Annotated in this window: 26 protein-coding genes; 17 read left to right on the top strand and 9 right to left on the bottom strand. The window is 42.8% G+C overall.

Annotation, left to right across the window (positions count from 1 at the left end; all coding sequences use genetic code 11):
* Nucleotides 1–24 precede the first annotated feature (24 nt).
* Complete coding sequence (locus tag N6H18_RS03725) at nucleotides 25–1818, bottom strand: DUF885 domain-containing protein (RefSeq protein WP_262310494.1); 1794 nt, start codon at nucleotides 1816–1818, stop codon at nucleotides 25–27.
* Between the two features lie 179 nt (nucleotides 1819–1997).
* Here N6H18_RS03725 and N6H18_RS03720 point away from each other — a divergent pair, with 179 nt between their 5' ends.
* From N6H18_RS03720 to N6H18_RS03705, 4 genes are all read left to right on the top strand, one after another.
* A complete protein-coding gene (locus N6H18_RS03720; protein ID WP_262310493.1) occupies nucleotides 1998–2753 on the top strand; it encodes an SDR family NAD(P)-dependent oxidoreductase in 756 nt (251 codons plus the stop codon).
* A gap of 4 nt (nucleotides 2754–2757) precedes the next feature.
* Entirely contained in the window at nucleotides 2758–4110 is a 1353-nt protein-coding gene (locus tag N6H18_RS03715) for a deoxyguanosinetriphosphate triphosphohydrolase (RefSeq protein WP_316044829.1), read from the top strand.
* Nucleotides 4111–4141: 31 nt separating this feature from the next.
* Nucleotides 4142–4990, top strand: a complete 849-nt coding sequence (locus N6H18_RS03710) for a hypothetical protein (protein WP_262310492.1) — start codon at nucleotides 4142–4144, stop codon at nucleotides 4988–4990.
* A 96-nt stretch (nucleotides 4991–5086) separates the two neighbouring features.
* On the top strand, nucleotides 5087–6088 hold the full coding sequence (locus N6H18_RS03705; protein WP_262310491.1) for a glycosyltransferase: 1002 nt from the start codon (nucleotides 5087–5089) through the stop codon (nucleotides 6086–6088).
* 84 nt (nucleotides 6089–6172) lie between these two features.
* Here the strand turns inward: N6H18_RS03705 and N6H18_RS03700 are convergent, their stop codons facing one another.
* The 6 genes from N6H18_RS03700 to crtD form a co-directional block, all read right to left on the bottom strand.
* A complete protein-coding gene (locus N6H18_RS03700) occupies nucleotides 6173–6370 on the bottom strand; it encodes a hypothetical protein (RefSeq protein ID WP_262310490.1) in 198 nt (65 codons plus the stop codon).
* Nucleotides 6371–6458: 88 nt separating this feature from the next.
* Complete coding sequence (locus N6H18_RS03695) at nucleotides 6459–6668, bottom strand: hypothetical protein (protein ID WP_262310489.1); 210 nt, start codon at nucleotides 6666–6668, stop codon at nucleotides 6459–6461.
* A gap of 118 nt (nucleotides 6669–6786) precedes the next feature.
* Entirely contained in the window at nucleotides 6787–7173 is a 387-nt protein-coding gene (locus N6H18_RS03690) for a DUF4783 domain-containing protein (protein ID WP_262310488.1), read from the bottom strand.
* A 175-nt stretch (nucleotides 7174–7348) separates the two neighbouring features.
* The gene (locus N6H18_RS03685; RefSeq protein ID WP_262310487.1) at nucleotides 7349–8059 is read right to left on the bottom strand and encodes a 2-phosphosulfolactate phosphatase; all 711 of its coding nucleotides are present in this window, start codon (nucleotides 8057–8059) and stop codon (nucleotides 7349–7351) included.
* Nucleotides 8060–8063: 4 nt separating this feature from the next.
* A complete protein-coding gene (gene gcvT, locus N6H18_RS03680) occupies nucleotides 8064–9152 on the bottom strand; it encodes a glycine cleavage system aminomethyltransferase GcvT (RefSeq protein ID WP_262310486.1) in 1089 nt (362 codons plus the stop codon).
* A gap of 69 nt (nucleotides 9153–9221) precedes the next feature.
* Nucleotides 9222–10688: a 1-hydroxycarotenoid 3,4-desaturase CrtD gene (gene crtD / locus N6H18_RS03675; RefSeq protein WP_262310485.1), complete on the bottom strand. Its 1467-nt coding sequence runs from the start codon at nucleotides 10686–10688 to the stop codon at nucleotides 9222–9224.
* Nucleotides 10689–10838: 150 nt separating this feature from the next.
* Between crtD and N6H18_RS03670 the strand changes: the two genes are divergently transcribed.
* Nucleotides 10839–11564: an SDR family NAD(P)-dependent oxidoreductase gene (locus N6H18_RS03670; RefSeq protein ID WP_262310484.1), complete on the top strand. Its 726-nt coding sequence runs from the start codon at nucleotides 10839–10841 to the stop codon at nucleotides 11562–11564.
* 6 nt (nucleotides 11565–11570) lie between these two features.
* Here the strand turns inward: N6H18_RS03670 and N6H18_RS03665 are convergent, their stop codons facing one another.
* The gene (locus N6H18_RS03665) at nucleotides 11571–12812 is read right to left on the bottom strand and encodes a flavohemoglobin expression-modulating QEGLA motif protein (protein ID WP_262310483.1); all 1242 of its coding nucleotides are present in this window, start codon (nucleotides 12810–12812) and stop codon (nucleotides 11571–11573) included.
* Between the two features lie 120 nt (nucleotides 12813–12932).
* Entirely contained in the window at nucleotides 12933–13124 is a 192-nt protein-coding gene (locus tag N6H18_RS03660) for a cold-shock protein (protein WP_262310482.1), read from the bottom strand.
* 644 nt (nucleotides 13125–13768) lie between these two features.
* On the opposite strand from N6H18_RS03660, the gene N6H18_RS03655 reads away from it, so the two are divergent.
* From N6H18_RS03655 to N6H18_RS03600, 12 genes are all read left to right on the top strand, one after another.
* Nucleotides 13769–14230 carry a hypothetical protein gene (locus tag N6H18_RS03655; RefSeq protein WP_262310481.1) on the top strand — a complete coding sequence of 154 codons (462 nt, stop codon included), beginning with the start codon at nucleotides 13769–13771 and terminating at the stop codon, nucleotides 14228–14230.
* 247 nt (nucleotides 14231–14477) lie between these two features.
* Complete coding sequence (locus tag N6H18_RS03650) at nucleotides 14478–15143, top strand: hypothetical protein (protein ID WP_262310480.1); 666 nt, start codon at nucleotides 14478–14480, stop codon at nucleotides 15141–15143.
* Nucleotides 15144–15336: 193 nt separating this feature from the next.
* Complete coding sequence (locus tag N6H18_RS03645; RefSeq protein WP_262310479.1) at nucleotides 15337–15648, top strand: hypothetical protein; 312 nt, start codon at nucleotides 15337–15339, stop codon at nucleotides 15646–15648.
* A 31-nt stretch (nucleotides 15649–15679) separates the two neighbouring features.
* Entirely contained in the window at nucleotides 15680–15994 is a 315-nt protein-coding gene (locus tag N6H18_RS03640; protein ID WP_262308139.1) for a transposase, read from the top strand.
* Nucleotides 15991–16851 (top strand): IS3 family transposase, encoded by an 861-nt coding sequence (locus tag N6H18_RS03635; protein WP_262308138.1) that lies wholly within the window; start codon nucleotides 15991–15993, stop codon nucleotides 16849–16851. Before N6H18_RS03640 ends, N6H18_RS03635 begins: the two co-directional genes overlap by 4 nt.
* Before the next feature lie 537 nt (nucleotides 16852–17388).
* Complete coding sequence (locus N6H18_RS03630) at nucleotides 17389–18012, top strand: porin family protein (RefSeq protein WP_262310478.1); 624 nt, start codon at nucleotides 17389–17391, stop codon at nucleotides 18010–18012.
* A gap of 687 nt (nucleotides 18013–18699) precedes the next feature.
* Complete coding sequence (locus N6H18_RS03625) at nucleotides 18700–19452, top strand: ABC transporter ATP-binding protein (protein WP_262310477.1); 753 nt, start codon at nucleotides 18700–18702, stop codon at nucleotides 19450–19452.
* Nucleotides 19452–20735 carry an ABC transporter permease gene (locus tag N6H18_RS03620; protein WP_262310476.1) on the top strand — a complete coding sequence of 428 codons (1284 nt, stop codon included), beginning with the start codon at nucleotides 19452–19454 and terminating at the stop codon, nucleotides 20733–20735. Before N6H18_RS03625 ends, N6H18_RS03620 begins: the two co-directional genes overlap by 1 nt.
* 23 nt (nucleotides 20736–20758) lie before the next feature.
* Nucleotides 20759–21022 carry an acyl carrier protein gene (locus N6H18_RS03615; protein ID WP_262310475.1) on the top strand — a complete coding sequence of 88 codons (264 nt, stop codon included), beginning with the start codon at nucleotides 20759–20761 and terminating at the stop codon, nucleotides 21020–21022.
* 4 nt (nucleotides 21023–21026) lie between these two features.
* Nucleotides 21027–22307: a hypothetical protein gene (locus N6H18_RS03610; RefSeq protein WP_262310474.1), complete on the top strand. Its 1281-nt coding sequence runs from the start codon at nucleotides 21027–21029 to the stop codon at nucleotides 22305–22307.
* Nucleotides 22304–23515 (top strand): FAD-dependent oxidoreductase, encoded by a 1212-nt coding sequence (locus N6H18_RS03605; protein ID WP_262310473.1) that lies wholly within the window; start codon nucleotides 22304–22306, stop codon nucleotides 23513–23515. The genes N6H18_RS03610 and N6H18_RS03605 overlap by 4 nt, the downstream gene beginning before the upstream one ends.
* Nucleotides 23516–23548: 33 nt before the next feature.
* A complete protein-coding gene (locus tag N6H18_RS03600; protein WP_262310472.1) occupies nucleotides 23549–24982 on the top strand; it encodes a class I adenylate-forming enzyme family protein in 1434 nt (477 codons plus the stop codon).
* Nucleotides 24983–25010 lie beyond the last annotated feature (28 nt).

Here is a 25010-nt window from a genome sequence, read left to right as displayed (position 1 = left end):
GGGATGGTCTTATGATTTCCCTACTTAACTTTTGGATACAATCCAGTCATTGACCAACTCTTCCAGCAAGTCCAAAGGGATCATGCCGTTGGTAATTACCACGTCGTGGTATTCTCTGAGATCAAACTTTTCACCTAGTTTTTCCTTCGCCATTTCTCTTAACTCTAGAATTTTCATCATCCCAATTTTATAAGCAGTAGCTTGTGAAGGCATCACTATGTGTCTCTCTACCATTCTAGTACACTCTCTCTCTGTGCCAGAAGTATTGTTTTTATAGTATTCTATACCTTCTTCGCGTGTCCATTTTTTACTATGAATACCGGTATCTACCACAAGTCGACAAGCTCTCCATAGCTCCATAGCTAATCGGCCATAGTCTGAATAAGGGTTGCTATACATGCCCATCTCTTTGGGGATAAACTCACAGTAGAGTCCCCATCCTTCAGAAAAGGCGGTGTATCTAGCGTATTTCCTAAACTCAGGGATACCCTCTAATTCTTGTGCAATGGATAATTGCATATGGTGTCCAGGGATACCTTCATGATAAGCGAGTGCTTCCATTTCAAACTTAGGCATGTTGCGAGAGTCGTGCAAGTTGGCATAATAAATACCTGGTCGGCTGCCATCCTTAGAGGGTCTTTGATAAAATGCCTTGCCTGCTGACTTCTCTCTGAATGCTTCTACACGTTTGACTATCATATCAGCTTTTGGCTTGGTGATGAAAAGTTTGTCAAGCTGAGCTTTCATGTTGTTGATGATTGTAGTAGCAGAGTCCATGTAGAGGGTTTTTGCTTCATCAGTATTGGGGTAATAAAATTGATCATCTTCCTTTAAGTAGGAAAAAAAAGACTGCAAATCTCCTTCAAAACCTACTTTTAACATGATTTCTTTCATCTCCCCGTGGATTCTATCAACCTCCTTTAATCCTATTTCGTGAATTTGTTCTGCAGTGAGCGTGGTGGTTGTGGTTTGGTTGAGTGCTGTTTGATAAAAAGCCGCTCCTTCAGGGAACTTCCAGACTCCAGCCTCATCGTTGGCCCTTGACATTTGATCGCTAAGGAACGATATCAAGGAATCATAGGCAGGTTTGGCATTCATTGTCAATGCTGTGGTCAACTGCTCTTTCAAGGCAGAACTAGCAGAATCTTTTAATTCCAACTTGGTGATTTTAGCAACGAAATCTTCGTACAGTGTGGTAGTATCAGTCCCTACAAATGGATAACCAGAGATGATGTTTTGACAATCGTCAATCACTCTGCTGAATACAAATTTGGGTGGGATAATGCCTTTTTCTTCTCTAAGTTTTAATTCGTCAATCAATTGCGAGAATAGATCAGGTAGTGCTTTTATTCGAGAGATGTATGCCTGAGCATCAGGGATGCTGTCTATTTTGTGCATATTGATCAGCAAGCTAGGTACCATTGAGTGTACCCCAAACATTTGATTGACGGGATAGTTGTATAGACTAAATTTGAAGTTGTCGATTTGGTCTTGAGCTTTGTCTACAAATAGGCGATAGCTGATTTTAGAATCAGGATTGAGGGATTCAAAATCAATAGAGTCTTTAATCCATTGCAGTTGCTCTTTCTGAATTTGGAGTTCCTCAAGTCTAAATTTTTCAGATCTGTTATCCCATTTGTCCATGTTGGTTTTGTATCCCAATGAAGTTTGGAATTCTGGAGATCTTTCCACTCTGGCTTCAAATGTTCTCTGGAAAAAGGAACTAAGCTTATTGTCATAATCAATGACTGCTTTTTCTTTTTTGCAGGATGAAAAAATAAGCAAAGATAACCCAAGGGTAATGATGTTTAGTTTCATAGCTATTTTGTTGTTTGTATAAAGGTATATGTTTTAATACCGATTGCTAAGGAGCTTTGTTTGAGCGGCAAATTGGTGCTTTGAATCGAGAGTATCTTATTAAAAGTGGTTCGGGATTGGTTTTAGCACGTGCTTTATATCTATCCTTATTAACTTGCCAGCGCAACAAAGATGGAAATATGAATACACCGAAAATAGCCTTTGTGACAGGTGCTACTTCTGGGATAGGTCAAGCAATCGCACGTACTCTTGCGCCCGAATTTCGCTTAATTATTTGTGGGAGAAGACAAAATCGCTTGGATGAATTGAGAGTGGAGCTGGAGGCAATCACTGAGGTGAAAACACTGACATTTGATGTAGGAGACAATAAGGCAGTACAAGATGCGGTTGCTTCTTTGCCTACGGACTGGTCAACTGTCGACCTGTTGGTCAACAACGCAGGAAATGCTCATGGTAGAGCTCCTTTGCACGAAGGAGATATTGCTGATTGGGATGCCATGATCGACTCTAACCTCAAAGGTCTACTGCATGTCACTCGTGCGATCTTGCCCAATATGGTGGCTGCCAAATCTGGTGATGTAATCAATATATCGTCTATTGCTGGCAAAGAAGCCTATGAAAATGGGAATGTGTACTGCGCGACCAAATTCGGGGTAGATGCCATCACCAAAAGCATGAGGATGGAGTTGATAGAACATGACATACGTGTGATGTCCATCAATCCTGGTTTGGTTAATACGGAGTTTTCAAGTGTACGATTCAAGGGAGATGAAGAAAAGTCATCTGCTGTGTACGAAGGGATGCTGCCTCTTCTGGCGCAAGACATTGCCGATGTGGTGCATTTTGCGGTGAACAGGCCCGCTCATGTTAATCTTGCCGATACCACGGTTTTGGCAAGGGCACAGGCCAGTGCTACTAAAGTTTTTAAAAAATAAAAGCATGATCCAAATGAATTGGAATGATTTGATGTCCTCTCAGCGATTGGGAGAGGATTTCAAACCTAAGCCTCATCCCGAGGGTAATTTGCGGAGCGAGTTCGAGGCAGATTATGATCGAATTATCTTTAGTCGTCCGTTTCGCAACCTTCAGGACAAAACGCAAGTCTTTCCTCTCCCGGATCAGGATTTTGTACATACCAGATTGACACATAGCTTGGAGGTGTCTAGTGTGGGTCGCTCGTTGGGCAAAAACGCTGGTGCCAGGATTTTACATAAATACCCAACTTTGGAAAACCTGACTCCTAGTGATTTTGGAGCGGTGGTAGGTGCTGCAGCATTGGCACATGATGTGGGTAATCCGCCTTTCGGTCATTCTGGAGAAACTGCCATTTCTGACTTTTTTTCGCATCATCACATGGGTCAACAATTGAAACAAGAAATGACCAAGGAAGAATGGGAGGATTTGACTCATTTTGAGGGCAATGCACAAGGTTTTCGTCTGTTGACAAGTAATCAAAGACAGGGATTGAAACTGACCAAGGCTACTTTGGCTGCCTTTACCAAGTATCCTTGTTATGCCGCATTTGAAGGGAGAGACAAATCTAGAAAGAGTCAGAAGAAATATGGTTTTTTTCAATCCGAAAGCAACATATTCAAAGAAATGGCCGAAAGTGTGGGTTTGATTTCCTTAACTGAACATGTTTGGGCAAGGCATCCATTGGCATTTTTGGTAGAAGCGGCAGACGATATTTGTTACAGCATTATTGATTTGGAAGATGGCTTTGGATTAGGCTTGGTGAGCTATGTAGAGGCGAGAGATTTTTTGGCTGCTATTCTCAAAGAAAAGTACATGCCTGACAAACTTGAAAAAATACCGAGTGACAAAGAGAAAATAGGTGTACTGAGAGCTGTTGCCATACAGGTGTTGATTGAGGAGAGTACTGAGGTATTCTTGAGCCATGAAGAAGAAATGTTGGCTGGAACCTTTGACAAGGCAATTACCGATTTGATTCCTTCGGCGAGTGTTTTGGCTGAGATCAGCAAGTTTTCGATCAGACACCTGTATCAGAGTCGTCAAGTTTTAGAAAAAGAGGCTGCTGGTTTTGAAGTGATCGATGGCTTATTGGAGGCTTTTGTGTTGGCTACATATAACAAATACTACCGCAAGGAATCTTTCACGGGACGTTTCAAAAGTGTATTTGGACTACTACCTCAAGATATCATTTACAAACTCGATCATGAAGCAAAGACTCCATATGAGTCCATGTTGTTAATTACAGATTATATTTCTGGTATGACTGATCGATCTGCCATCAAGTTGTTCAGAATATTAAAGGGAATTAGTATAAATTAAGCCCCTATTTTGAGTGAAAGCAATTGAACCCATGAATAAGAACTGGCAGCGGTTTATCTACCCCTCTTTGGAGGACATCAAGCAAGCGAGAGAGCAGAGTCATCAGGCGATACAGAATGTAGCAGCAGTAGGCAGATCATTTTTGCCACCGAGCCCAAGTGATGAATCTGCCAATTTGGAATGGGATGCCAAACTGCAACGTCTCGTAGGTCGTTGGGTTGATGCAGATATTACTTTTCGATCTTCTATTAGCATACATGAGTTCATCGTTTATCTGGTGGATGAGCAATTTGAGACCATTTCATCTATTTCCATGCAGGACAGCAGACAGAGAGATGTGATGGTTTGGCTAGAACAGCAGCTAGGTAAATTGGGAGCTGATTTTTCTAAAATTAACTTACATTATCCCTATGATCTGCCTGTTTATCCTACTGCCTCTGGTGAGGCATTTGGTGTGGTCAATCCATTGGCTAGTCATGAGTTGAGTCGTTTGTATCACAATTCGGTTTTGGCTATTACAGAGGTTTTGTCCAAAGAGGAGAAAGTCTCTGAGATAAAATGCTGGCCCCATCATTTTGATATAGCAGGATCAATTATTTTATTAGACACGGGGGATCCTGATACGTCTAAAAAAATCAGTATAGGGATGTCCCCTGGGGATGAGCACTATGATGAACCCTATTTTTATGTGGCACCATGGCCATACCCCGTCAAGGAACTACCAGATATTTCGGCTACTTTGGGACACTGGCATAGCAACAATTGGATCGGAGCGGTACTGCTTTATTCCGAGATGAATAAAATGGATTTGATACAAGATCAGATTCGGACTGTCAGGGGATTTTATGAAACGGCAATTGAAAGCTTGAAAAACCTGTAGTTTATTTTGGGTCAAGGCATCAAAAATTGCTTGTGTTGACTATTGACATTAACCTTGTCGTAGATTTAGTATTATACATTATTCAAATACTTCAACGTGATCAAATATTCTGTCATCGTACCAGTTTACAACCGTCCCCATGAGATGAAGGAACTCCTAGATAGTATGGCAGTTCAAACCCGAAAGGATATTGAGATTATTGTGGTGGAGGATGGATCAACGGATCGCTGTGATCATCTGATGAGTGGGTATGATCTGAATATTGATTATTTCTACAAGCCGAATACGGGACCAGGAGATAGTAGGAATTTTGGGATGACCAAAGCCAAAGGAGACTATTTGCTTTTTTTCGATTCGGATTGCTTACTGCCGGAGGATTATTTTGAGCAGTTGGATAGGGGGATCGCACACCAGCAGCCAGATGCCTTTGGAGGGCCGGATGCTGCTCATGCATCTTTCTCAGATGTACAAAAGGCCATTAATTATGCGATGACCTCCTTCTTGACAACAGGGGGCATTCGTGGTGGCAAAAAGCAATTAGACAAGTACCAACCTCGGAGTTTCAACATGGGGATATCCAAGGAAGTGTATGCACGAGTAGGTGGGTTCTCGGACATTCACCCTGGAGAGGATCCTGATTTGAGTTTTCGTATCATGGAGCAAGGTTTCAAGGTAGTATTGATCCCTCAGGCCAAGGTGTTTCACAAGCGCAGAATAGATTTTTCTAAATTTCTCAAACAAGTCTATAAATTCGGTGTGGTACGTGTCATTCTGAACAAATGGTATCCTGCTACCAAGAAAACAGTTTATTTTTTGCCCTCTCTATTTTTTATAGGAGTGAGCCTCACGGTGCTACTTGCTGTGTGTTATCGAGTGGTTTTCTTCTTGCCGCTGATACTCTACTCGGTCCTACTGCTAGTGGACGCGATCCGACTGGGTAATTCTCTCAAAGTGTCACTGATGGCTATACCCGCAGCTTGGATTCAGTTATTGGCTTATGGTTTTGGGTTTCTCAAGTCAATGTGGAAACTTCACGTTTTGGGTCTGCCAGAGCGAAAGGCCTTTCCTTCTTTTTTCTTCGACAAAAAGAAACCCTGACCGGTTTAGTCAGGGTTTATTATTAGCACTTTCCTGTCGTCTACGGGATAAGCTATGAGAAAAAGACCTTTTGTGTTTTGTGAATCATGCAGTCAGTGATTCTTTTTTTGCCATGTTGAGTTCGCTGATGACTTTCTGAGCTAGCATGTCGTTGTTTTGCGAAAACTCCATCAAAATGGTGATAGTAGAGGTGTCTACCAAGTTGCTCTTGATCGTTCTAAACTCCTTTGTGTCGCCGTATTCGTAGCATTTGGTGATCGAATTGTACCAGATGAGTTTCATGCTTTTTTGGTTAGTTCTTATTAAAGTTACTGAAAATCAATTTGTAAGACGATAGATTATAAGAAGAAGATAATGATCAGGATGACAACTACGAGACCAACCATGTTTTTTTCATTTCAGTGTTTACGAGGTTGAGTTGCTTCAGCACTTTGTTAGCAAGATTCTTCGATTTGGAATCGAATTTCATCAAGATGATGAGAGAAGAAGGGCTTTGGGCTGCGGTGATTTGTTTGATGTAATCTGCAGAACTACCAGTACTGTATGCTTTGAGTTCTGAATTGTACCAAATTATATTCATAGGATCAGGTTTTGAATTTTGATCAAAACAAATCAATATGGATATTTCAATACTGTCAGATTAGTTCAATAACCTGCCAACTGGCTCTGCTGAAGAGATGTGTCAGTATTTTGAAGTCTTAATCTTCATTGAAATTGATGGTATCGACTACATATTCGTCTTTTACTTTTTTGAGGAGGAGAACGACACGGTAGTTTTTGGATCGCGAGGAGTAGAGTCCTATGTTGTACTTGAGTCCTTCAGGAGAATTTCCTTTGTGAATGTACTCAAAACTGTTTGGAGGGTTTTGTTGAAAGAAATCTCGAAGCAAGGGCTCAGCTTGTGCTTTGCTATAATTGGCTCCTACGTCATTGATTTTTACTTCTGTCACTTGGTTAAAATACTTGATCAATTCCTTGGCACTGCCTGCATTGAAAGCTTGCTCAATTTGATCTGTGGTACTTTGTCCATAGCTCCAAAACGAAAGGGATGCTAAGATAAGGGTCGTGACGATTTGTTTTCTCATGAGAAGATTCATGCAGCTAATATAGTGCCAATTGAACTTTTTGATAGGAATAATGAGGCAGATCTTGCAACTAATGAATGAACCAATGGCTCAATAGGTCTTGATTTGCTACGAAAATGTAGTTGGTCAGCGTCATCCGAGCCATCCTGACGATCCTTCGGATGACGCTGACTATTTAGACAGCGACGAGTTTGTCTCCTTTCATTTTTGGGACTACCTGGTACTCATCTATGCGCATGCAAAACGATATGTCTTCTGTGATGTTCAGTCCATTGAGTCGCTTGGCATGAGATGAATTGGCGATGGTCTCTGATAGGTCCGCCTTCACAGCTTCCCAGTAGGTAAGAGCCATATGAGGTGTGTCACAGCCCAGTTGGTGACTGAGTTTGAGTTTTTCTACCAATGCACCTGCAAAGAGTGTATCCTCCATGTTGGTCTTGCCTTTCCATCCTGCACAATGTACCAACACATCTTTGTTTTGCATCTTGATGTAATCTGCGATACTCGATAGGTTCAAAAACGACCCAATTAGGATTTCATCTGCTTCTTCTGATCGCTTGATTGCCAAAGTACCGTTGGTAGTTGTGATCACAATGGATGCACCTACGATGCTTTCGTCCATGTAGCTAAACGGTGAGTTGTCGAGAGGAAATCCTTCTATTTGTTGGCCACCTCTCTCCGCGGCACACAAATATCCCTTTTTTGTTAAATACCCCTTGGCCTCATCGAGATGCTCTACGGGGATGATTTCCTTGGCTCCATGTGCCAGGGCAGTGGTCATGACAGAAGTGGCTCTAAGTATGTCCACTACTACTACAATTTTTCCCTTGAGGTCATACAGGTCTATCAAGTTAGGAGATAGACATACGTCAATGCTGTGATTCAATTTTCTATTTCTTATAAAGTGGAAGCTTGGTAATGATAGCTTTTAATGATTTATTTCTTACCTGAACGAAGATTTCGCTGTCTATAGTATGAAAGCCTGTCTGTACATAGCCCATGCCGATTCCTACATTCATAGATGGAGACATCGTACCAGAGGTCACGTTTCCGATGGCTTTGCCATTGGCATCTTGGATTTCATACCCTCCTCTAGGAATCCCTTTGTCTTCCATGATGAAGGCGACAAGTCTTTTGTCTACTCCTTCTTCTTTTTGCTTAAGAATGGCAGCACTGTTGGTGAATTCTTTGGTGAATTTGGTGATCCAACCTAAACCTGCTTCGATAGGGGAAGTGGTGTCGTCTATGTCATTGCCATAGAGGCAATAACCCATCTCCAATCTCAAAGTGTCTCGTGCACCCAAACCGATTGGTTTGATGCCGAATTCTGCACCAGCAGCAAATACTGCATTCCAAAGTGTTTCGGCATCTGCATTTTTGACATAGAGCTCGAACCCTCCTGCGCCTGTGTATCCAGTAGCAGAGATGATTACTTCTTGAATTCCTCCTATCTCTCCTATGTTGAAATGATAGAATTTAATCGCAGACAAATCTACTTTTGTGATTTTTTGTAGGGCTGAGATGGCTTTTGGTCCCTGTACGGCAAACAGCGAGTAGTCATCCGATACATTGGTCATCTTTACGCCTTTGGTGTTGTACTGGCTGATCCAGTTCCAATCTTTTTCGATGTTGGAGGCATTGACGACTAGAAAGTACTTGTCATCTGACATTTTGTATATGATCAGGTCATCGACGATCCCATTATCTTCGTTGGGTAGGCAGGAGTATTGTGCTTGGCCATCTACGATTTTGGATGCATCGTTGCTAGTGACTCTTTGGATTAGGTCTAGTGCGTGAGGCCCTTCGAGGAGGAATTCTCCCATGTGAGAGACGTCAAATACGCCTACATTTTCTCTTACACATAGGTGCTCTTCTTTGTCAGAGCTATATCTCACAGGCATGTTGAAGCCTGCGAAGGGAACCATCTTTCCTCCAAGGGAAACATGCAAATCATTGAGGGTAATGTTTTTTGCAGTCATGTTGTCAAATTTAGGACGCAAATCTAATAGAAATCTCCCATCATGGATAGGATTGGTGCTAAAACAGCTTTAGGACTGCTTGAGTACCTGCTCCATGATTTTGGCTGAGTTGAGGCACATAGGGATGCCCGCTCCAGGGTGGGCACTGCCGCCCACAAAGTAGAGGTTTTTGATCTTTCGGGAGAAGTTGGCGTGACGCAGAAAGGCAGCAAACATGCTGTTGGAGCTATTGCCATACACTGACCCAAAGGCACTTAGAAGGTCTGTTTCGATGCTTTTGGGATCGATGTGGTCTTCATACTCGATATGAGAGGTGATGTCAGTCTTGAGGACTCGGTTGAGTTTGGCTATGGCATCTTTTCGGGCCTGAGACACTATATAGTTCCAGTCTTGACCTTGGTTGTTTGGCGCAGTGATGAGTACAAACCAATTTTCCTTTCCTCTCGGTGCGTCAGTCGGTACATGCTTGGAAGAAATATACAAATAGAGAGAGGGGTCAGAGCTGATTTTTTGATCGCTGTATATGCTGCGGAATTCTTCTTTTTGATTCTCAGTAAACAACAGGTTGTGAACATTCAAGTCTTCGAATACGCGATTAATTCCCCAATAGAAGGCGATCACAGAACTAGATTTGGCTTGCTGTATGACATGTCGTGGGGGATTTGTGTCGGGGAGTAAATGACGGTAAGTTAGGTAAACATCCATGTTGCTAACTACTATGTCATATGAGAGGGCTTGACCATTGGCTATGATGCCAATTGCCTTCTTTTCTTCGGTGATGATTTTCTCTACTTTGGTGTTGAAATGAAATTGTACACCTACGTCTTTTGCAAGCTGGTAGAGTGCTTCGACGATCGAGTAAATCCCACGATTGGGCAGGTACATACCTAGGCTCATCTCTAGGTGTTGAATCACATTGAGGGTGGCAGGTGCCACGAAGGGATTGGAGCCTACATAGGTGGCGTAGTTGTTGAACAAAGTAACCAATTTAGGGTCTTTGAAGTGGTTTCTGTTGGCCTTGTCCATACTTTTGAAAGCTTCGATTTTGCTGAATCGAAGTATGCCAAGAAATACGTTGTGATGAAGAATATCCTTGACGCGGTGAATGGAGCGTTCGATGAAAACGGGTCTGGTGATGCTGTATTTTCTACGGATGTTTTTGAGGTATTTGTAAAAACTTTTTTTGCTGTCCTTGGTTTTGTTTTCAATCTCTTCGGCAAACCGCTCAATATCAGCATAGGCAGAGATGACGGTACCGTCTTCATAATAATATTTGAAAGGTCGGTTGAGCAAAGAATAATCAAAATAATCTCTGGGGTTTTTGTTGTGCAAGACGAATAGTTCGTCAATCAGATGTGGTAAGGTCACGATGGAAGGTCCCATGTCGAAACGAAAACCTTGTGCAAATTGCTGCCTCATTTTGCCTCCAGGAGTGCTGTTGGCTTCATATATATCTACCGAATGTCCCTTTGCTGCTAGCCTGATCCCTGAGGCTAGCCCAGCAATCCCTGCACCTATCACCACACTTTTATGCATCTTCCTTCCTTTTTTGCAATGACTGCAAATTTGCTATCATTATCGATGATATCCTATACCAACAGGTCGCTATCGATTTTTACATCCATATGTCTTCAACTCAGCGAAGAGTCGTTAGTTTTGGATCAAAAGATATTTCCACAGTCCTCCATGAATACCAAAACCGTACTTATCCTCGGAGCTAACTCTGATGTGGCCAAAGAAGCCATCGTTCAATACCTCCAGCATGGTTGCCACGTAATCGCTGCATCTCGGAGCATAGATGCCTTGCATCGATTCGTTCAAGACCGAAGTCTCGACGCATCTAAAGTTGAAGTACTGTATTTTGATGCTGTAGATTTCGCCAGTCATGCGGGATTTTATCAGGGAATAAAGACGAAACCCAGCATTGTACTCTACGCGGCGGGGTACCTGGTAGACAACCAAGAGGCACTCTTGGATTGGGATCGTACCTATCAGATGATGAATGTGCATTATTGTGGGGCGGTATCAATATTGAATCTCATCGTGTCCGATCAAGAGAATGTAGGTTTGGAGAGAATTGTAGGCTTGTCTTCTCTTTCTGGTGTTCGAGGACGGAAGAGCAATTTTGTATATGGGAGTTCCAAATCGGCCTTTACTCAATATCTAGCGGGGCTAAGGCAGCATTTGTATGATCGGAACATCACCGTCAATGTGATTGTAGCGGGATATATCCGTAGCAAAATGACCGCAGGTCTTGACTTGACCGAATCTCTGATGCTGGAGCCGTCATACATCGCCAGAGCCGTAGTACATGTCGGCAATCAGTTTGTGTCTGTTCCAGGACTGAAGTGGAAACTGATCTACCACGTACTGCGATGGATGCCAGAGCAGTTGGTGGCCAAGTTGCCCTAGGGTTTTCTATACCAACAGTGACTTGTAATGATCATGCAAAACGGACGATTCCTTGTTGCTCAGGAATGACGTGTAAGTCAGGTGAGTCAGGAGGTATCGTTTGTCAACAATCCATGGTGGCAAATATTGTGGAGGACGGATCAGCCCCATCTCGTTGAGTTGCTTGAGAGCAGGGATGTCTGATAAATCCAGCTTGCCACAAAACAGCAAGTTGATGTACTCAAACTTGCCAGTGGAGATCGCTACGGTTAGGAAATTTTGCACTCTGACTAGCCCCTGTAGATAGACAATGTCTTTGGTAAAGGGAGCTCTTCCTTTGACGTCACCTCCACGGAAGACTCTTTTGGCACCATCGAAGGCCTTGCCAGGATTGTCTGTTTTCTCTAAATAATATTGATAGACTTGGATGAAATCTGCACCATCTATGGCCATTTGGGTGGCAATGACACGATCAGACAGACGTCTGGTTCTGTCTAGATCTATCGATCCAGTGATGAATTCAGAAAACACGGCCAAGCCTTCTTGTGTTTCTGTCGTCCCTGAGTGCCCTGCTGCGAGGATTTTGAGTTGATCCTGAGCCATGCCGTTCATGGAGGTAGCTACATGGATGTGCACCTCATGCTCGATCAGTTGCTTGATGTCTTTGTCGCTAAAGATGGCGTTGGGATTGATAGCGATCCTTCTACGTCCAGCGATGGCGTTGGAAGAGATGCTGTCATCCATTTCTATTTTAGGACCTAGTTTCCCAAACATTTTTTTGACCGCTCGTTTCATTTTTTTTGCCAAGTATTCAGGCATGACAGAGTCTTTGGGCGGTGTGCCTAGGTCGAAGTTTTTGATGTTCTCAAACAGTGTCCCAAAGTGGTTGGCGAGATCTAGCGCCGTACTTTCACCATCAGGCAAGAGGTCTTTGGGACTGCCGTACATGGTGGTGGAGTGCTCGAAAAATTCCTGCGTGCCTCTCGTTTGTAGCAACAGTGCGCTACTTTCTAGCATATCAGCAATACGTCCTGCCCATTGGTCGATGACGTCATTGCCAGAGAGTAGGTTTCGAGCTTTTTTGACCTCATCCAATACGGGTTTGGCATCATATGGAGCATATACTACTACTGGGAGCTTTTGGGCTTTGTTCCGAAAAAAATCTGTTTGAACTTGGTTGGGCCAGGCGATGTTGCGCAGGATGTTGATGTGGGCAGTGGCACCATCCAATATATCCGAGATGGCAATGATTCGTTCTTTTTCGGTCATAATGCACCGAATTTAGTAAAAAAACGAAATAGAAGTAATGCTAAAGCGTAGGGATATAAAATAAAAAAACCTATCAATAACGACAGGCTTTCAATTCTTGCAATGTGGAAAAAACTTGAATTAGATAACTTCTACGTTAACTGCATTCAATCCTTTTTTTCCTTCCTCTACGTCGTAGCTTACTTTGTCTCCTTCAGCTATTTCGTCGGTCAATCCATTTACATGGACAAATACATCTTTACCTCCTTGATCTGGAGTGATGAATCCGAATCCTTTAGAGTCATTGAAAAATTTTACTGTTCCGGTACTCATGTCTTATATATTAAATGAAACGCAAATGTAGAGCTTTATCGCTATCCAGCATCATTTATAGCTAAAGTTCTGAGATTGGAAGAAAAATACCAGACCATAAAAAATCAAATGAATTGTAATTATTGATCAAGAGAAATAAAAAAACACAAGACTCTTTTGGCTTTTTATGCGCTCATGGGTGCTTTTACCCACAAGTCTTGATACAAAATTGTGATCAATAGTTTTCATGCTCTATCTCCTTCTAAACGAGTATTTTAAGGTAGTTTGGGAGTAAGCTTACTATAGCCTTCATGATAGCTTATATGACCCTCCAAGATAGCTTACTTGAGCCTCCATGTAAGCTATCCTGGGACCTGATGTAAGCTTACATAGGAGTCGAAGTAACGGATAGCCAGGAAAACGGCTCCCTAAGCACGAAAATCACCTACCAAGATTTGGGTATATTGCTATGAACAGTGCAACAAAGCATCCATCTTTTGGTGAGATATGAGGGTGAGGTGTTAGATTTGGCAGGAGGCATGAGTGAGAAAAGCTATCTTATCGACAAATTAAAAAACTTAGATTTACTCATGCCATAAGGCAAGTATGCGGACAAAAGTTCCGCATACACGAATGTTGTGGTGCATAGCACTGCATAGAAACTCATGAAGTACAAGAACTACAAATCGGCAATTCACAACTTTGCGCACTCCTTTCAGAGTCTGGACTATATGAAGAGTCCAAAACAGTCTTTTAATGTACTGGTGGAACTTGCAAACTTGGGTCTAGAACCAAAAGCAACTTTCGATTTTTTGAAAGGAACGATTGAACCGAATGAAGCAATATCAGATAGTAGCAAACAACTTTTGAACGACTACATGGATTGGCTTCCAGAACATTGCTTGAAACACAACTGCGATCCAGAAAACCTAATGAGGCTTGAGATAACTATCTGGACTAACTTCAACAACCCAACAACATCGGAACATAATAAGAATCATTTAATTCTAAGCATTCATACCAATACCAACTGGCAAGTTAAGGGGAAGGAGGAACAGCAGATTGACATTACCGAACTTGAAGGAATAGACCGAAGAAACCTTCTAAAGAAAATGCCAGAATTCTAAACTAAACGCACCACAACATTATGTATGAGGCATGTGCTTACGTGCTTTCTACAGACTGCATCGGGACAGTCTGCCACCGAGAAAGTTCTGTGCTGTTTGGAAGCTTCAGCTCGCGGGATTTTTTGACTTTTGGAACGCAGTGCATTCTACAAACTTTGGAAGCATCGGCAGACTTCACTACTTTAGTGCTGTCCATAAAGTGAGAGCACACGCCTCATACATGGGCGTTATGCTTTATAGGACTTGAATGAAGATCAGTATCCCATCATTTTTCACATCTCTTTACTTTGGATCAATCCTTTGGGTAAGTGGTTATTTGATTTATTCAACAGGAATCAAATTCACTGATGAAGCAGATACTTTTAAACAATTAGGGATGTTATGCTTCTATCTTATTTTTCCAGCAGCCCTTCTTTTTATAGCCATTAAAACGAAATGGATAATTTTGAACAGCAATTCAATTACGGCTATTTACCCTCTTAAACTTCATATAATTAGACTTGAGCTATCAGAAGTAAAAAAGCTATCATGGAGACTTTGGGGAACAGTTAGAGCTGGAGACTATAGAATGCTAGATATTACTTTCAAGTCTGGTCAATTGATTACTATTTCCGATCTAGAATTTCAGAATTTCGACTCCCTTGAACAGGTTATTATTAACTCATCGAGCCATAAACCTAACTTAAAAACTAGGAACCAAAACAGATATGACCAAGCTAAAACTAACATTTGGTTTTCTACATTAATATTGATAGTCACAGTTTTCGTAATTGGAATAAGCTATTCAAAAATGGTTGAGAATGACTTTTCAAATAAAGTTTCAATCGCATTTTTCACAATAGGAACTTTAGTTTTGGCAAGACTCATATTTCAAATAAAAGGGTATATAAACCGACTAAGAAAAAAAGCATAACATGGTGTATAAAATCATGCGCGGGCGGTGCTAGACGAAAGGGCGGCGGTTTTGGAAGCCCCGCCAATTCTGCGAATTGGCCTATTGAAAAGAAAAAAATTATAGACCATTTCACAGATTTGGCTATTTAGTATCAGAAGCATTAACTTTCCAAAAAGCGCACGATTTATACACAGGCGTTAGCGGTAATATCATGAAGAACCTAATCTTATCAATCATTATTTTATCGGCCATCGGCTGTTCTACTGGAACTGAGAAGAACAATTCTTCCCAACAACAAGATACCTCTGCAGTATCCGCAGCTGAACAACCAACTTCAGAACCAACCAAACCTTCAGAGGCGAATGAAACCGAAGAGGTTATTGAAATTAAGAGCTTAACCGGAACGATTTGGATTCACCGACCATTTGAGGACTTCCCTAACTGTGTCGATACCTTGAACTTTGTCAACGATACAATTGGCTATGAATACCGCTTGAACTTGCTACATTTGAAGAGACAGTAAGTTAAGCTCGTAGGAGTTAAATTTATTGCATATGAAAAGAGAAAGGAGGAACTTCGATAAGGAGTTTAAAATGATGGTAGTTAACCTGGTTTCATCAGGAAAGCCTACCAAAGAAGTAGCCGAGGAGCTGGGGATCAAACCAGACCTAGTCAGACGGTGGAGACGAGAACATGAACAATATCAGGAAGGGAGTTTTTCTGGACAGGGAAACACAAATATGACTGATGAACAAAAAGAGATAGCCAGACTACGCAAAGCGCTCCTAGATGCCCAGGAAGAAAGGGATATCCTAAAAAAGGCGGTGAGCATCTTCTCCAAGAACGACGGGAAGTTTTCTTCTTCATGAAGGCAAACCACGATAAACATTCCGTTGAGAAGATGTGTCGAGTATTCAAGGTAAGTCGGAGCGGCTACTATCGTTGGTTACATCACAAGCCTTCCAAAAGGTATAAACAAAGGAAACAGCTCATGGAGGACATCAAAAAGGTTCATCTTAGCAGTAAACAAAGGTATGGAAGCCCTAAAGTCACAGATGACCTGCAGGATATGGGATGGAAAGTTTCCAGGCAGAGAGTGGCAAGAATCATGCGTGCAGAAGGCATTAGAAGTATTGTGGTCAAGAAATTCAGAGGTGTTACTACTGATTCTAAACATTCATTCCCATTAGCTGAAAACCACTTGAATAGGGATTTTCATGCGGAAGGCCCAGGGCAAAAATGGGTGTCTGACATCACCTACATTCCCACAAAGCAAGGATGGTTGTACCTCACTATTGTCATGGATTTGTACGACCGAAAGATCGTGGGTTGGTCACTAAGCACGACGATGACCACACAGGCTACTGTATTAGCTGCATGGAAAATGGCAATCAAAAACAGACCTATTACTAAAGCCTTGTTATTTCATTCAGATCGAGGCGTGCAATATGCTGCGTATGCTTTTTCTGATCATCTCAAGCGAGAGGGAGTCAAGCAGAGCATGAGCAGAAAAGGGAATTGTTGGGACAATGCTGTTGCTGAAAGCTTTTTCAAAATACTCAAGTCTGAAATGGTCAGCCATGTCAATTACTACAGTATCCTTCAAGCTAAAACTCAAATATTTGAATTCATTGAAGTTTGGTACAATAGAAAAAGGAAACATGCCTATCTAGGCTATAAAACACCCGATGAATTTGGGGAAGATAATTATTCAAAATGCGCTTAACTATTTGTCCACTTTTTTGTTGCAAGTCCAGCTGCGAGTTTGAATCAACTAACAAAATCGATTACTTCTACTCTGGCGACACTTTAGAAATTCATGAATATGGACATGTATCCGAAGTTCATGACCTTGGTCTAGAAATAAAGTACCGTTGGCAATACATACGAACAAACAAAAAGCTCAACTTGTCTGGTTATATCGAGGGAACAGAGGGACCGATAGCTCCAACAACGAATGACATAACCTACGAACTCTTGAAGATTGGTGAATAATACCGCTAACATGGCGTATAGATGCATGTGCGAACTGAGCATTTAGCCAGCTTCGGCGGAACGAACCCGTGCATCTGCCGCGGCAATTATTTCTCTGCTTATAGTGAGATCAGTTCGCCGCATCACAAAATCGGCGGAACGCCCGCCTGCCGGACGGGCAGGCAGCTCTCACCGAATGGTTGGTAGATTCGGCAGATTTTCACTACTTTGGCTGTATTATCAAATGACACGCACACGCACCATACGCAAGGTTAGCTACAATCATAAAATGAATATATCAATCAACAAAGCATTAATTGTCGTTCTAATAATCCTATCTTCATTTGGAGCATCTGCCCAATTCAACTTCGGGTTAAAAGGCGGTCTAAACGTCTCTAATTTTAATGTCAATAGTGAACAAGGAGACCCATATAAAGATCATTATGAATCTCAAGCTTCGTTCCATTTTGGGATTTTCGGTTTATATGATATAACGGATAAAGTCTTTGTTCAAGGGGAGGTCAATTATTCAGTCAAAGGTTTTAAATACCCAGAAAATGATATAATAGGTCGATCAAATAATGATGGAGAAGTCAAATTGAATTATCTAAGTATACCCTTACTATTTGGGTATTCTCTAACATCAAAACTATCAGTTTTAATTGGTGTTGAACTTAATAGTTTACTCTCTTCAAAGGATATTTCTGAATTGGGTGAAGCTGAAGCAATCTGGATAGAAACAAAAGACTTTGGCATTGCTGGTGGAATACAGTACGATATAACAGAAAAAATTAACCTTTCAGCTAGATATGTACATGGATTAACCTCTCAGGCCGAAGTGATCATAAACCCTGATTTAGCTACATATAAGAATAGGCTCTTACAACTTTCTCTAGCATATAAATTCAAATAAAAGATGCTAACATGCTGTGATCAAATCATGGCGGCTTAGCTGTAAATGAAAGTTCTTTGCTTTCTGGAAGCCTCGCCATATCTCAGATTAGTACTATGAAATCAAAAAGGGATAGCGCAAATCAGAGATTTGGCTATTTAGTAAACGAAACATTATCTTCACCAAAACGCACACACCATACATAGACGTTAAGATATCTTCCTATCTAAGTATTTATCTTGAGGGTTAAATAATAATTTCCTTATTTAAGATTTTAATCATTTTCTTAAATAAGAGACACATTTGATTAAGTAATTCAAAGTGAACATAAAAAAATGAAAAGCTACAATTCAGGTCAGTATATCAAACAAGTCAGATCACTGCAAACTCCTCAGTAATAAGCAGTCTTCGACATGGTGAGTACTATAAGAATGGATAAATCCATTTCCCACATATCTGATACCACCATAGCCCACGGTTTAAACCGTGGGCTATGGAATGCTATGTTTTATTGATCGATCATGTGTTTTGCCAACCACTACATTTCAACTATTGATTATTCTCTCAAAACCTTGGAGAAGTACCTAAATCAACCTCAGATCAATCGAACTCAGCTTCATAGGTTTCAAACGTTGTATTTCCATGACGTCAATCTAGGCTTTGTCTCTTGGAGAGATATTCGTATGTTCGTGCTCATATATGGCATCTATGATTTCCCAAGATTGTATCACGATTACTGGCTTGACCAAGCACTACCAAAAAAGCAGCCGCCCCGCCCTCAATGGGATCGATTTGCGCATCCGAGAGGGAGAGGTATTTGGTCTCCTCGGACCCAACGGCGCTGGCAAAACAACGTTCTTTTCCACGCTGTGTGGTTTGATCGAGTTGGGGGAAGGAGAGGTGATACTACAGGATCTGTCCATCCGTCAGGATCTAGGTCGCATCAAGCAAATCATTGGGGTCGTGCCACAGGACATTGCCCTGTATCCAACGCTATCTGGTCGTGACAACCTGCTGTTCATCGGTCGCATGTACGGATTGAAGGGTGCCGAACTCAAGCAGCGAGTGGATAGCTGCCTCGACGACTTTGGCTTTGATGCCAATAGGCATCTGGCTGTCAAGAAATATTCTGGTGGGATGAAACGCAAAATCAACCTGATCGGAGGCATCCTCCACCGCCCTAAAATCCTCTTGCTCGATGAACCCACGGTGGGTATCGATGTGCATTCGCGGAGAGGGATTTTGGAGAAACTCAAAGCCATCAACCAAACTGACAAAGCGACCATCATCTATACCTCTCACCACATGGAGGAGGCAGAGCAGTTTTGCGACCGGGTGGCAATCATCGACGAGGGAGAGATCATCCAGGTGGGCGTACCCAGAGAGCTGGTCACTGCGGGCAACTGCCAAAATCTGGAGGAACTATTCGTGCAACTGACAGGTAAAAAAATCAAGGACTGATGCAGAGATTAATCGCGACACTGATCAAAGAACTGAAGTTGCTGGCGCATGACCGCACAGGCATGACTGTCTTGTTTGTGATGCCGATGATGCTGGTCATCATCATGACAGTGATTCAAAACGAAGCATACAAAAGTCTCAATGAATCGGGCATTCCCGTGTTGCTAGTCAACCATGACATAGACAGCCTCGGGATTGCGATCGAAAAGGGCTTTGCCAAGAATCCGATGTGTGATCTGACAATAGATCGTGGCGAGCGCTTTGATGATGTGGACAAGGTACGTGAGCGGGTGTTGCAGGGAGAGTATCTGGTGGCGCTGATCATCCCCAAAGGCGCGACGGAGAGACTGCGCAGTGACTTGGGCGACATGATGGATAGCTATCTCGATGGAGACTCAGTGATCCAAGTGGAGCAAGCCTTTACCGAGATTCATTTCGAGATCATCACCGATCCCTTGGCGAGAGAGTCCTTCGTGATGGCCATGTCCAGCGGCCTCAAAGAAGTAGTCGCCAGTATCAAAACCAAGGTTTTCTTCCAGATCGTCACCAGCAAGATCAATGGCGTACTGGGCAGTACCAATGAGGTCAGTTTTCCTGATGATGACTTTTTTGTCTTCAAAGAAACCAATGCCGCAGCGGGAGAGAATGAAGCCTACGTCCCCAATGCCGTGCAACACAATGTGCCAGCTTGGGCGATTTTTTCGATCTTTTTTATCGTGTTGCCATTGGCGGGGAGCATCATCAGTGAGCGCACTACGGGGGTTTTTGTGCGGATGCATACTTTTCCAGGGTCTTATTTGTCCATCCTATCTGGCAAGATTGTGACCTACATCGGGATAGCCTTGCTGCAGTTCGTGATGGTGTTGGCACTGGGCAAGTTTGTGTTGCCATGGATGGGGTTGCCAGTCTTGTATATTGGAGAGCATTGGGCAGCGTTGCTGGCATTGACTTTGTCGGTATCAGTCACAGCGGTAGGCTATGGTTTTCTGATTGGGACGGTCTTTGATACACCACAGCAGTCAGCGATCTTTGGAGGGATCAGTGTGTTGATCATGTCAGCCCTAGGTGGTATCTGGGTACCGCTCAACATCATGCCAGAGCACATGCAGCAGATCGCCAACATCTCCCCACTTAATTGGGCACTCAAAGGCTACTACGAACTCTTCATCAAATCAGGTGACTGGTACGATATCCAATGGCAGGTTCTCAAATTGACTTTGTTTTTTGTTTTTTCAGTTTCACTTTCTTATTACTTTCACAAGATCAAAAGAAGAACAAACTAAGGAAGAGGAATAGAGGCAGGCAAATGGCGAAGCAGCAAATAAGTCAACAAGAGGAACAAATCAAGTCAGATCTCATCGAGTTTATCAAATCCGAAATATTAGACGCATCCATCGAGATCGATGCAGACACACCTTTGAGTGATGCTGGCGTGGATTCCTTTTCTGTGATTGAGCTGGTGTTGTTTTTGGAGAGGAAACACGGAATCACCATTCAGGAAAAAGATATGCTGCCGCAAAACTTCAAAAGTGTGGCATCACTGGCACAGTGTGCCGTCAAATCCATCTAGAAATATGCAGCAGTTTCCCTTCACTGGATTTGATGCTTTTTTGTTGGCGCTAGAGCAGCAATACTTGCAACATGACATCTCTGGCAACATCTGTCACTATGTGATCACTGTAGACTCTGACATTCCTAAGTCAGCACTGGAAACGCTCCTAGACACCAATGACTTTGCCCAGCAGCTTTTTAGATTAAAATCAAGGAAACCCAAAACATTTCATATCCCACATTGGCACCTCGATGTATCAGGCGAGCCATTGACTGTAGGTGAGATCATCAGTGATGAATTGATTCCGGTTGAGATTCGTAGCAGAAGACTGCTGACCAGTGAGCAATGTTTGTCGCTGGACAAGGTGAGCCGAAGCAATGGACAGATGAGTCTCATTTTGTCTTGGAATCATATGCTGATGGATGGGTATGGTGCCGTACTGTTCCTGAAGCGATTATTTGGAGTCGATCATAGTAGCGACATGGAGTTGCTGGTGGCCTATGAAAAACCACATTACAATTTCAAAACCTTTTGGGCAGCGACTAAGTCCAAATTTTTCATTGATCACACGTCGCGATTGCCATTGACCATGATCAGTCCGCCCAAATTGGGAGATGACTCTGTGGAGAGAACCAAAATCTTGACTTTTGATGCGAATGAAGTCAAACAAATTGATGAGTCAGCATTGCGCTGCGGTGCGCGCTATGGTCGGAGTGCTTTTTTTCTCGCTTGTAGTGCCAGAGCTGTAAAGACTGTATTGGAAAATCGTCAAACGAAAGTGCATAATTTTTGGATTCCCGTCCCTCGTGACAACCGCAGAAAGGGAGCCAAAGGCCCGATTATTGGCAATCGCCTCTCTTTCCTGTTTTACAGACTGAAAAACAAAGAAATGAACAGCTTGGAATCTTGTGTCCAGTCTATCAACGGCCAAATGGTGGATCAGATCAAGAGCAAATCTCCCGATTCCTACAACCAATTGATGAATTTCATGAAGTGGTTGCCGCTGAGTCTGTACTACTATCTTGTCAAGCGTAGAGGAGGCAATTCCATTGCCAGTTTTCTGTTTACCGTAGCAGCGGATCATCCCAGAGAGCTGGAGACAATCATGGGACGACCTGTAGTGGATGCGATGAGTTTGCCTGCCCACGCTTATCCTCCTGGACTTACTTTCGCTTTTATGAATGTTAGAGAGACACTCCAATTGATGATTTTGTATCACACGCAGGCGGTTTCGGACGAGGAGTATCAGTTGATCGAGAAAAAAATTAAGTACGAATTGGTGACAGGTGCTGCATTTGGATGAGGGAGATTAAGACTGATATCGCAATTGTTGGTGGAGGAGTCGCAGGTTTTGCAGCGGCAATGTCTGCTGCCGAATTTGGTGTCAGTGTCATACTATTGGAGAAGGAAAACGAATTAGGAGGCAATGCTGTCCTGAGCAATGTCGGGACGATTTGTGGGGCATATTATCACGCAGATGCTGTCGAGACTATTAGTCCTGTTGATCATCCTTTTTTGAAGAAAGTCTTGCAGGACATAGTGGCGCAACCGATTATTCATCATGATGGATTGGTGGTCGTTCCTTATCGAGTAAATGCACTGAGGCAGTACATGGAGGAGCAGTTAAAACTGAGCGCTGTTCAAGTACACTATGGTGCGAATGTAATCGAGAGCCAGCTCCAGAATCATCGGATCAGCTCAATAGTCATGGAAGCAGGTGGAGAAACAATCAGGCTTTTGGCCAAGAGCTATGTAGATTGCAGTGGTCGCGGCGTACTGTCTGGTTTAGCTGGATTGGAGATGATCAGGTCTGCGACTTACCAACGAGCTTCTCAAGTATTCAAGGTCAAAGGAGTCACCTCTTCCAGCGAATATGCTTTGAATTTTGCGATCCGCAAGACCTTGTTTCAAACCATGGGAGATAAAACCAACACCTTGGTCAATACGACGGTGATCCCGGGTTCGCTAGTAGGTGATTGTGTGGATCTGAAATTCACTTTGCCATGTCATGTCACAGACCAGACTACACAGGATTCTCTCAATGAATTGGGTAGAAAGTTGGTAGGTCAAGTGTTCTCAATTATTCAATCCAGGTTGGAGAGTTTTGCGAAGGCAAGTATCGATTGCATCTATCCTCAGGCAGGTATTCGTGTGTTGCAGCGATCCAAAGGGCATTATATTTTGACTGAGAATGATGTGCTCACTGGCAGGAAATTGGAAGGGTCTCCTGTCATCGCTACTTGGCCTATAGAGGAGTGGGATCAATCAGGTAGAGCGCAGTTGTCCAACATTGCCGATCATGGCTTTTACCACATCCCGTTGGATTGTCTCCAATCCTGCTTTGCGGAAAATCTCTATTTTGCAGGCAAAAATATTTCTGCCACTGACAGGGCAATAGGCAGCGCCAGAGTGATCGGTACATGTTTGCAAACAGGCTATGAAGCAGGAAAGTTGGCGCTTAATTTTAGTCGTTTTCATGATGAATCAAAGAGCCCTCTTGACAAGAAATAGGCATTCTTCTATTAACTTCGGATTTTCTGAACGATGTATCACATTTATCAATCCCTCATAGCATCCGCAGATCAGTATCCTGATCAGATCGCCATCATCGATGAGAGAGGAGAGTTGACTTATGGAAACCTCCTGACTCAAGTAAATGCCTTAAAAAATAATCTCACGAAACAAAATATAGGTACAGGCATGACGGTTGGCATCTTGACTGCCAACAACAGAGACTTTGTTATCTGCATGTATGCCGCACTGGCAAGTGGTGCCGTGGTAATGCCGATTTTTCATCAGCAAAAGCCCCAGGAAATTGTAAAAGCAACTGAGGAAGCGGGTCTCCATGTGATCATCAGTGACCGAGTGGAGAGACTGCAAATACTGGACGAAAGGGCATTTTCAGTAGGAGAGAAGGAAGTGTATTATTTTGCGAGATTGAATAGAACCGTGGAAGAAAACTTGGTTCAGCATTTTCCAAATCCTGCCTTTATCCGCTTCACATCTGGTACGACTGGTGAGGCCAAGGGGGTAGTAGTGAGTCATGAAGCAGTGCTAGAGCGAATCCAAGCCGCCAATGAGGCATTGCAAATCACCCCGGAAGACAGAATATTGTGGGTATTTCCAATGGCCTACCATTTCATGGTGTCCATCGTGCTCTACCTCGCAAATGCCGCAACCATCGTCATCAACAATGATTTCATGGCGGAGGAAATCATCCGTAGCATTGTGACCCATCAAGTCACCTTTTTTTATTGTTCGCCGATGCACCTCAAACTACTGACTACCTACGAGAGTGCTAGGCCTATGCCATCACTTCAGCGAGTGGTGTCCACTACCACCGGCGTTTCAGCGGCGGTCTGTACGGCCTTTCAAGAAAAATATCAGCTTCCCGTTCACCAGGCATTTGGAATCATAGAGATTGGTTTGCCCATCGTCAACAAAGCAAATGCAGCCTTGTATCCAGATGCTGTCGGTTTGCCTTTGTCAGCATATGAGGTGAAAATCCTGGACGAGTCGGGTCATGAACTACCTCCCAATTCAATAGGAAGACTGGGGATCAAAGGTCCTGGGATGTTTAGTGGTTATTTGAAATCCCCACGCAGCAAAGAGGAGCTTTTGGAAAGTGGTTTTTTCATGACGGGAGATCTGGCAGTGATGGATGATTCTGGGATTGTCACGATCAAAGGTCGCGACAAGGATGTGATCATTGTCCATGGCAACAAAGCTTTCCCGACGGAGATAGAGCAAGTGATCAATACCTATCCTGAGATCAAGATGTCAAGGGCATTTGGTCAAGCTCATCCCTTGCTTGGAGAGATCGTGGTGGCAGAGGTCATCGCTGCAGTACCTATCGAGAGTGAAAAATTGATCGCTCATTGTCGCAAACAACTTTCTTCATTCAAGGTGCCACAGAGAATCATGCAAGTAGAAAGGATAGAAATGACAGGAAGCGGAAAAATCAAGAGGGTGTTTTGAGCTAAAGAGGGAATCTGCAAAAAACTAG

The organism is Reichenbachiella agarivorans, assembly GCF_025502585.1.
Lineage (GTDB): Bacteria > Bacteroidota > Bacteroidia > Cytophagales > Cyclobacteriaceae > Reichenbachiella > Reichenbachiella agarivorans.
Note: the sequence above shows the minus strand (reverse complement) of the source record. Positions and strands in the feature narration are given on the sequence as shown.

Bases quoted from the DNA above. Each gene is read 5' to 3' on its own strand.
- N6H18_RS03720 (WP_262310493.1), top strand. From the start codon at position 1,998: ATGAATACACCGAAAATAGCCTTTGTGACAGGTGCTACTTCTGGGATA.
- crtD (WP_262310485.1), bottom strand. From the start codon at position 10,688: ATGCATAAAAGTGTGGTGATAGGTGCAGGGATTGCTGGGCTAGCCTCA.
- N6H18_RS03650 (WP_262310480.1), top strand. From the start codon at position 14,478: ATGAAGATCAGTATCCCATCATTTTTCACATCTCTTTACTTTGGATCA.
- N6H18_RS03670 (WP_262310484.1), top strand. From the start codon at position 10,839: ATGAATACCAAAACCGTACTTATCCTCGGAGCTAACTCTGATGTGGCC.
- N6H18_RS03725 (WP_262310494.1), bottom strand. From the start codon at position 1,818: ATGAAACTAAACATCATTACCCTTGGGTTATCTTTGCTTATTTTTTCA.
- N6H18_RS03615 (WP_262310475.1), top strand. From the start codon at position 20,759: ATGGCGAAGCAGCAAATAAGTCAACAAGAGGAACAAATCAAGTCAGAT.
- N6H18_RS03645 (WP_262310479.1), top strand. From the start codon at position 15,337: ATGAAGAACCTAATCTTATCAATCATTATTTTATCGGCCATCGGCTGT.
- N6H18_RS03695 (WP_262310489.1), bottom strand. From the start codon at position 6,668: ATGAATATAATTTGGTACAATTCAGAACTCAAAGCATACAGTACTGGT.
- N6H18_RS03710 (WP_262310492.1), top strand. From the start codon at position 4,142: ATGAATAAGAACTGGCAGCGGTTTATCTACCCCTCTTTGGAGGACATC.
- gcvT (WP_262310486.1), bottom strand. From the start codon at position 9,152: ATGACTGCAAAAAACATTACCCTCAATGATTTGCATGTTTCCCTTGGA.
- N6H18_RS03715 (WP_316044829.1), top strand. From the start codon at position 2,758: ATGATCCAAATGAATTGGAATGATTTGATGTCCTCTCAGCGATTGGGA.
- N6H18_RS03690 (WP_262310488.1), bottom strand. From the start codon at position 7,173: ATGAGAAAACAAATCGTCACGACCCTTATCTTAGCATCCCTTTCGTTT.
- N6H18_RS03605 (WP_262310473.1), top strand. From the start codon at position 22,304: ATGAGGGAGATTAAGACTGATATCGCAATTGTTGGTGGAGGAGTCGCA.
- N6H18_RS03600 (WP_262310472.1), top strand. From the start codon at position 23,549: ATGTATCACATTTATCAATCCCTCATAGCATCCGCAGATCAGTATCCT.
- N6H18_RS03610 (WP_262310474.1), top strand. From the start codon at position 21,027: ATGCAGCAGTTTCCCTTCACTGGATTTGATGCTTTTTTGTTGGCGCTA.
- N6H18_RS03665 (WP_262310483.1), bottom strand. From the start codon at position 12,812: ATGACCGAAAAAGAACGAATCATTGCCATCTCGGATATATTGGATGGT.
- N6H18_RS03630 (WP_262310478.1), top strand. From the start codon at position 17,389: ATGAATATATCAATCAACAAAGCATTAATTGTCGTTCTAATAATCCTA.
- N6H18_RS03625 (WP_262310477.1), top strand. From the start codon at position 18,700: ATGATTTCCCAAGATTGTATCACGATTACTGGCTTGACCAAGCACTAC.
- N6H18_RS03660 (WP_262310482.1), bottom strand. From the start codon at position 13,124: ATGAGTACCGGAACAGTAAAATTTTTCAATGACTCTAAAGGATTCGGA.
- N6H18_RS03620 (WP_262310476.1), top strand. From the start codon at position 19,452: ATGCAGAGATTAATCGCGACACTGATCAAAGAACTGAAGTTGCTGGCG.
- N6H18_RS03700 (WP_262310490.1), bottom strand. From the start codon at position 6,370: ATGAAACTCATCTGGTACAATTCGATCACCAAATGCTACGAATACGGC.
- N6H18_RS03635 (WP_262308138.1), top strand. From the start codon at position 15,991: ATGAAGGCAAACCACGATAAACATTCCGTTGAGAAGATGTGTCGAGTA.
- N6H18_RS03640 (WP_262308139.1), top strand. From the start codon at position 15,680: ATGAAAAGAGAAAGGAGGAACTTCGATAAGGAGTTTAAAATGATGGTA.
- N6H18_RS03655 (WP_262310481.1), top strand. From the start codon at position 13,769: ATGAAGTACAAGAACTACAAATCGGCAATTCACAACTTTGCGCACTCC.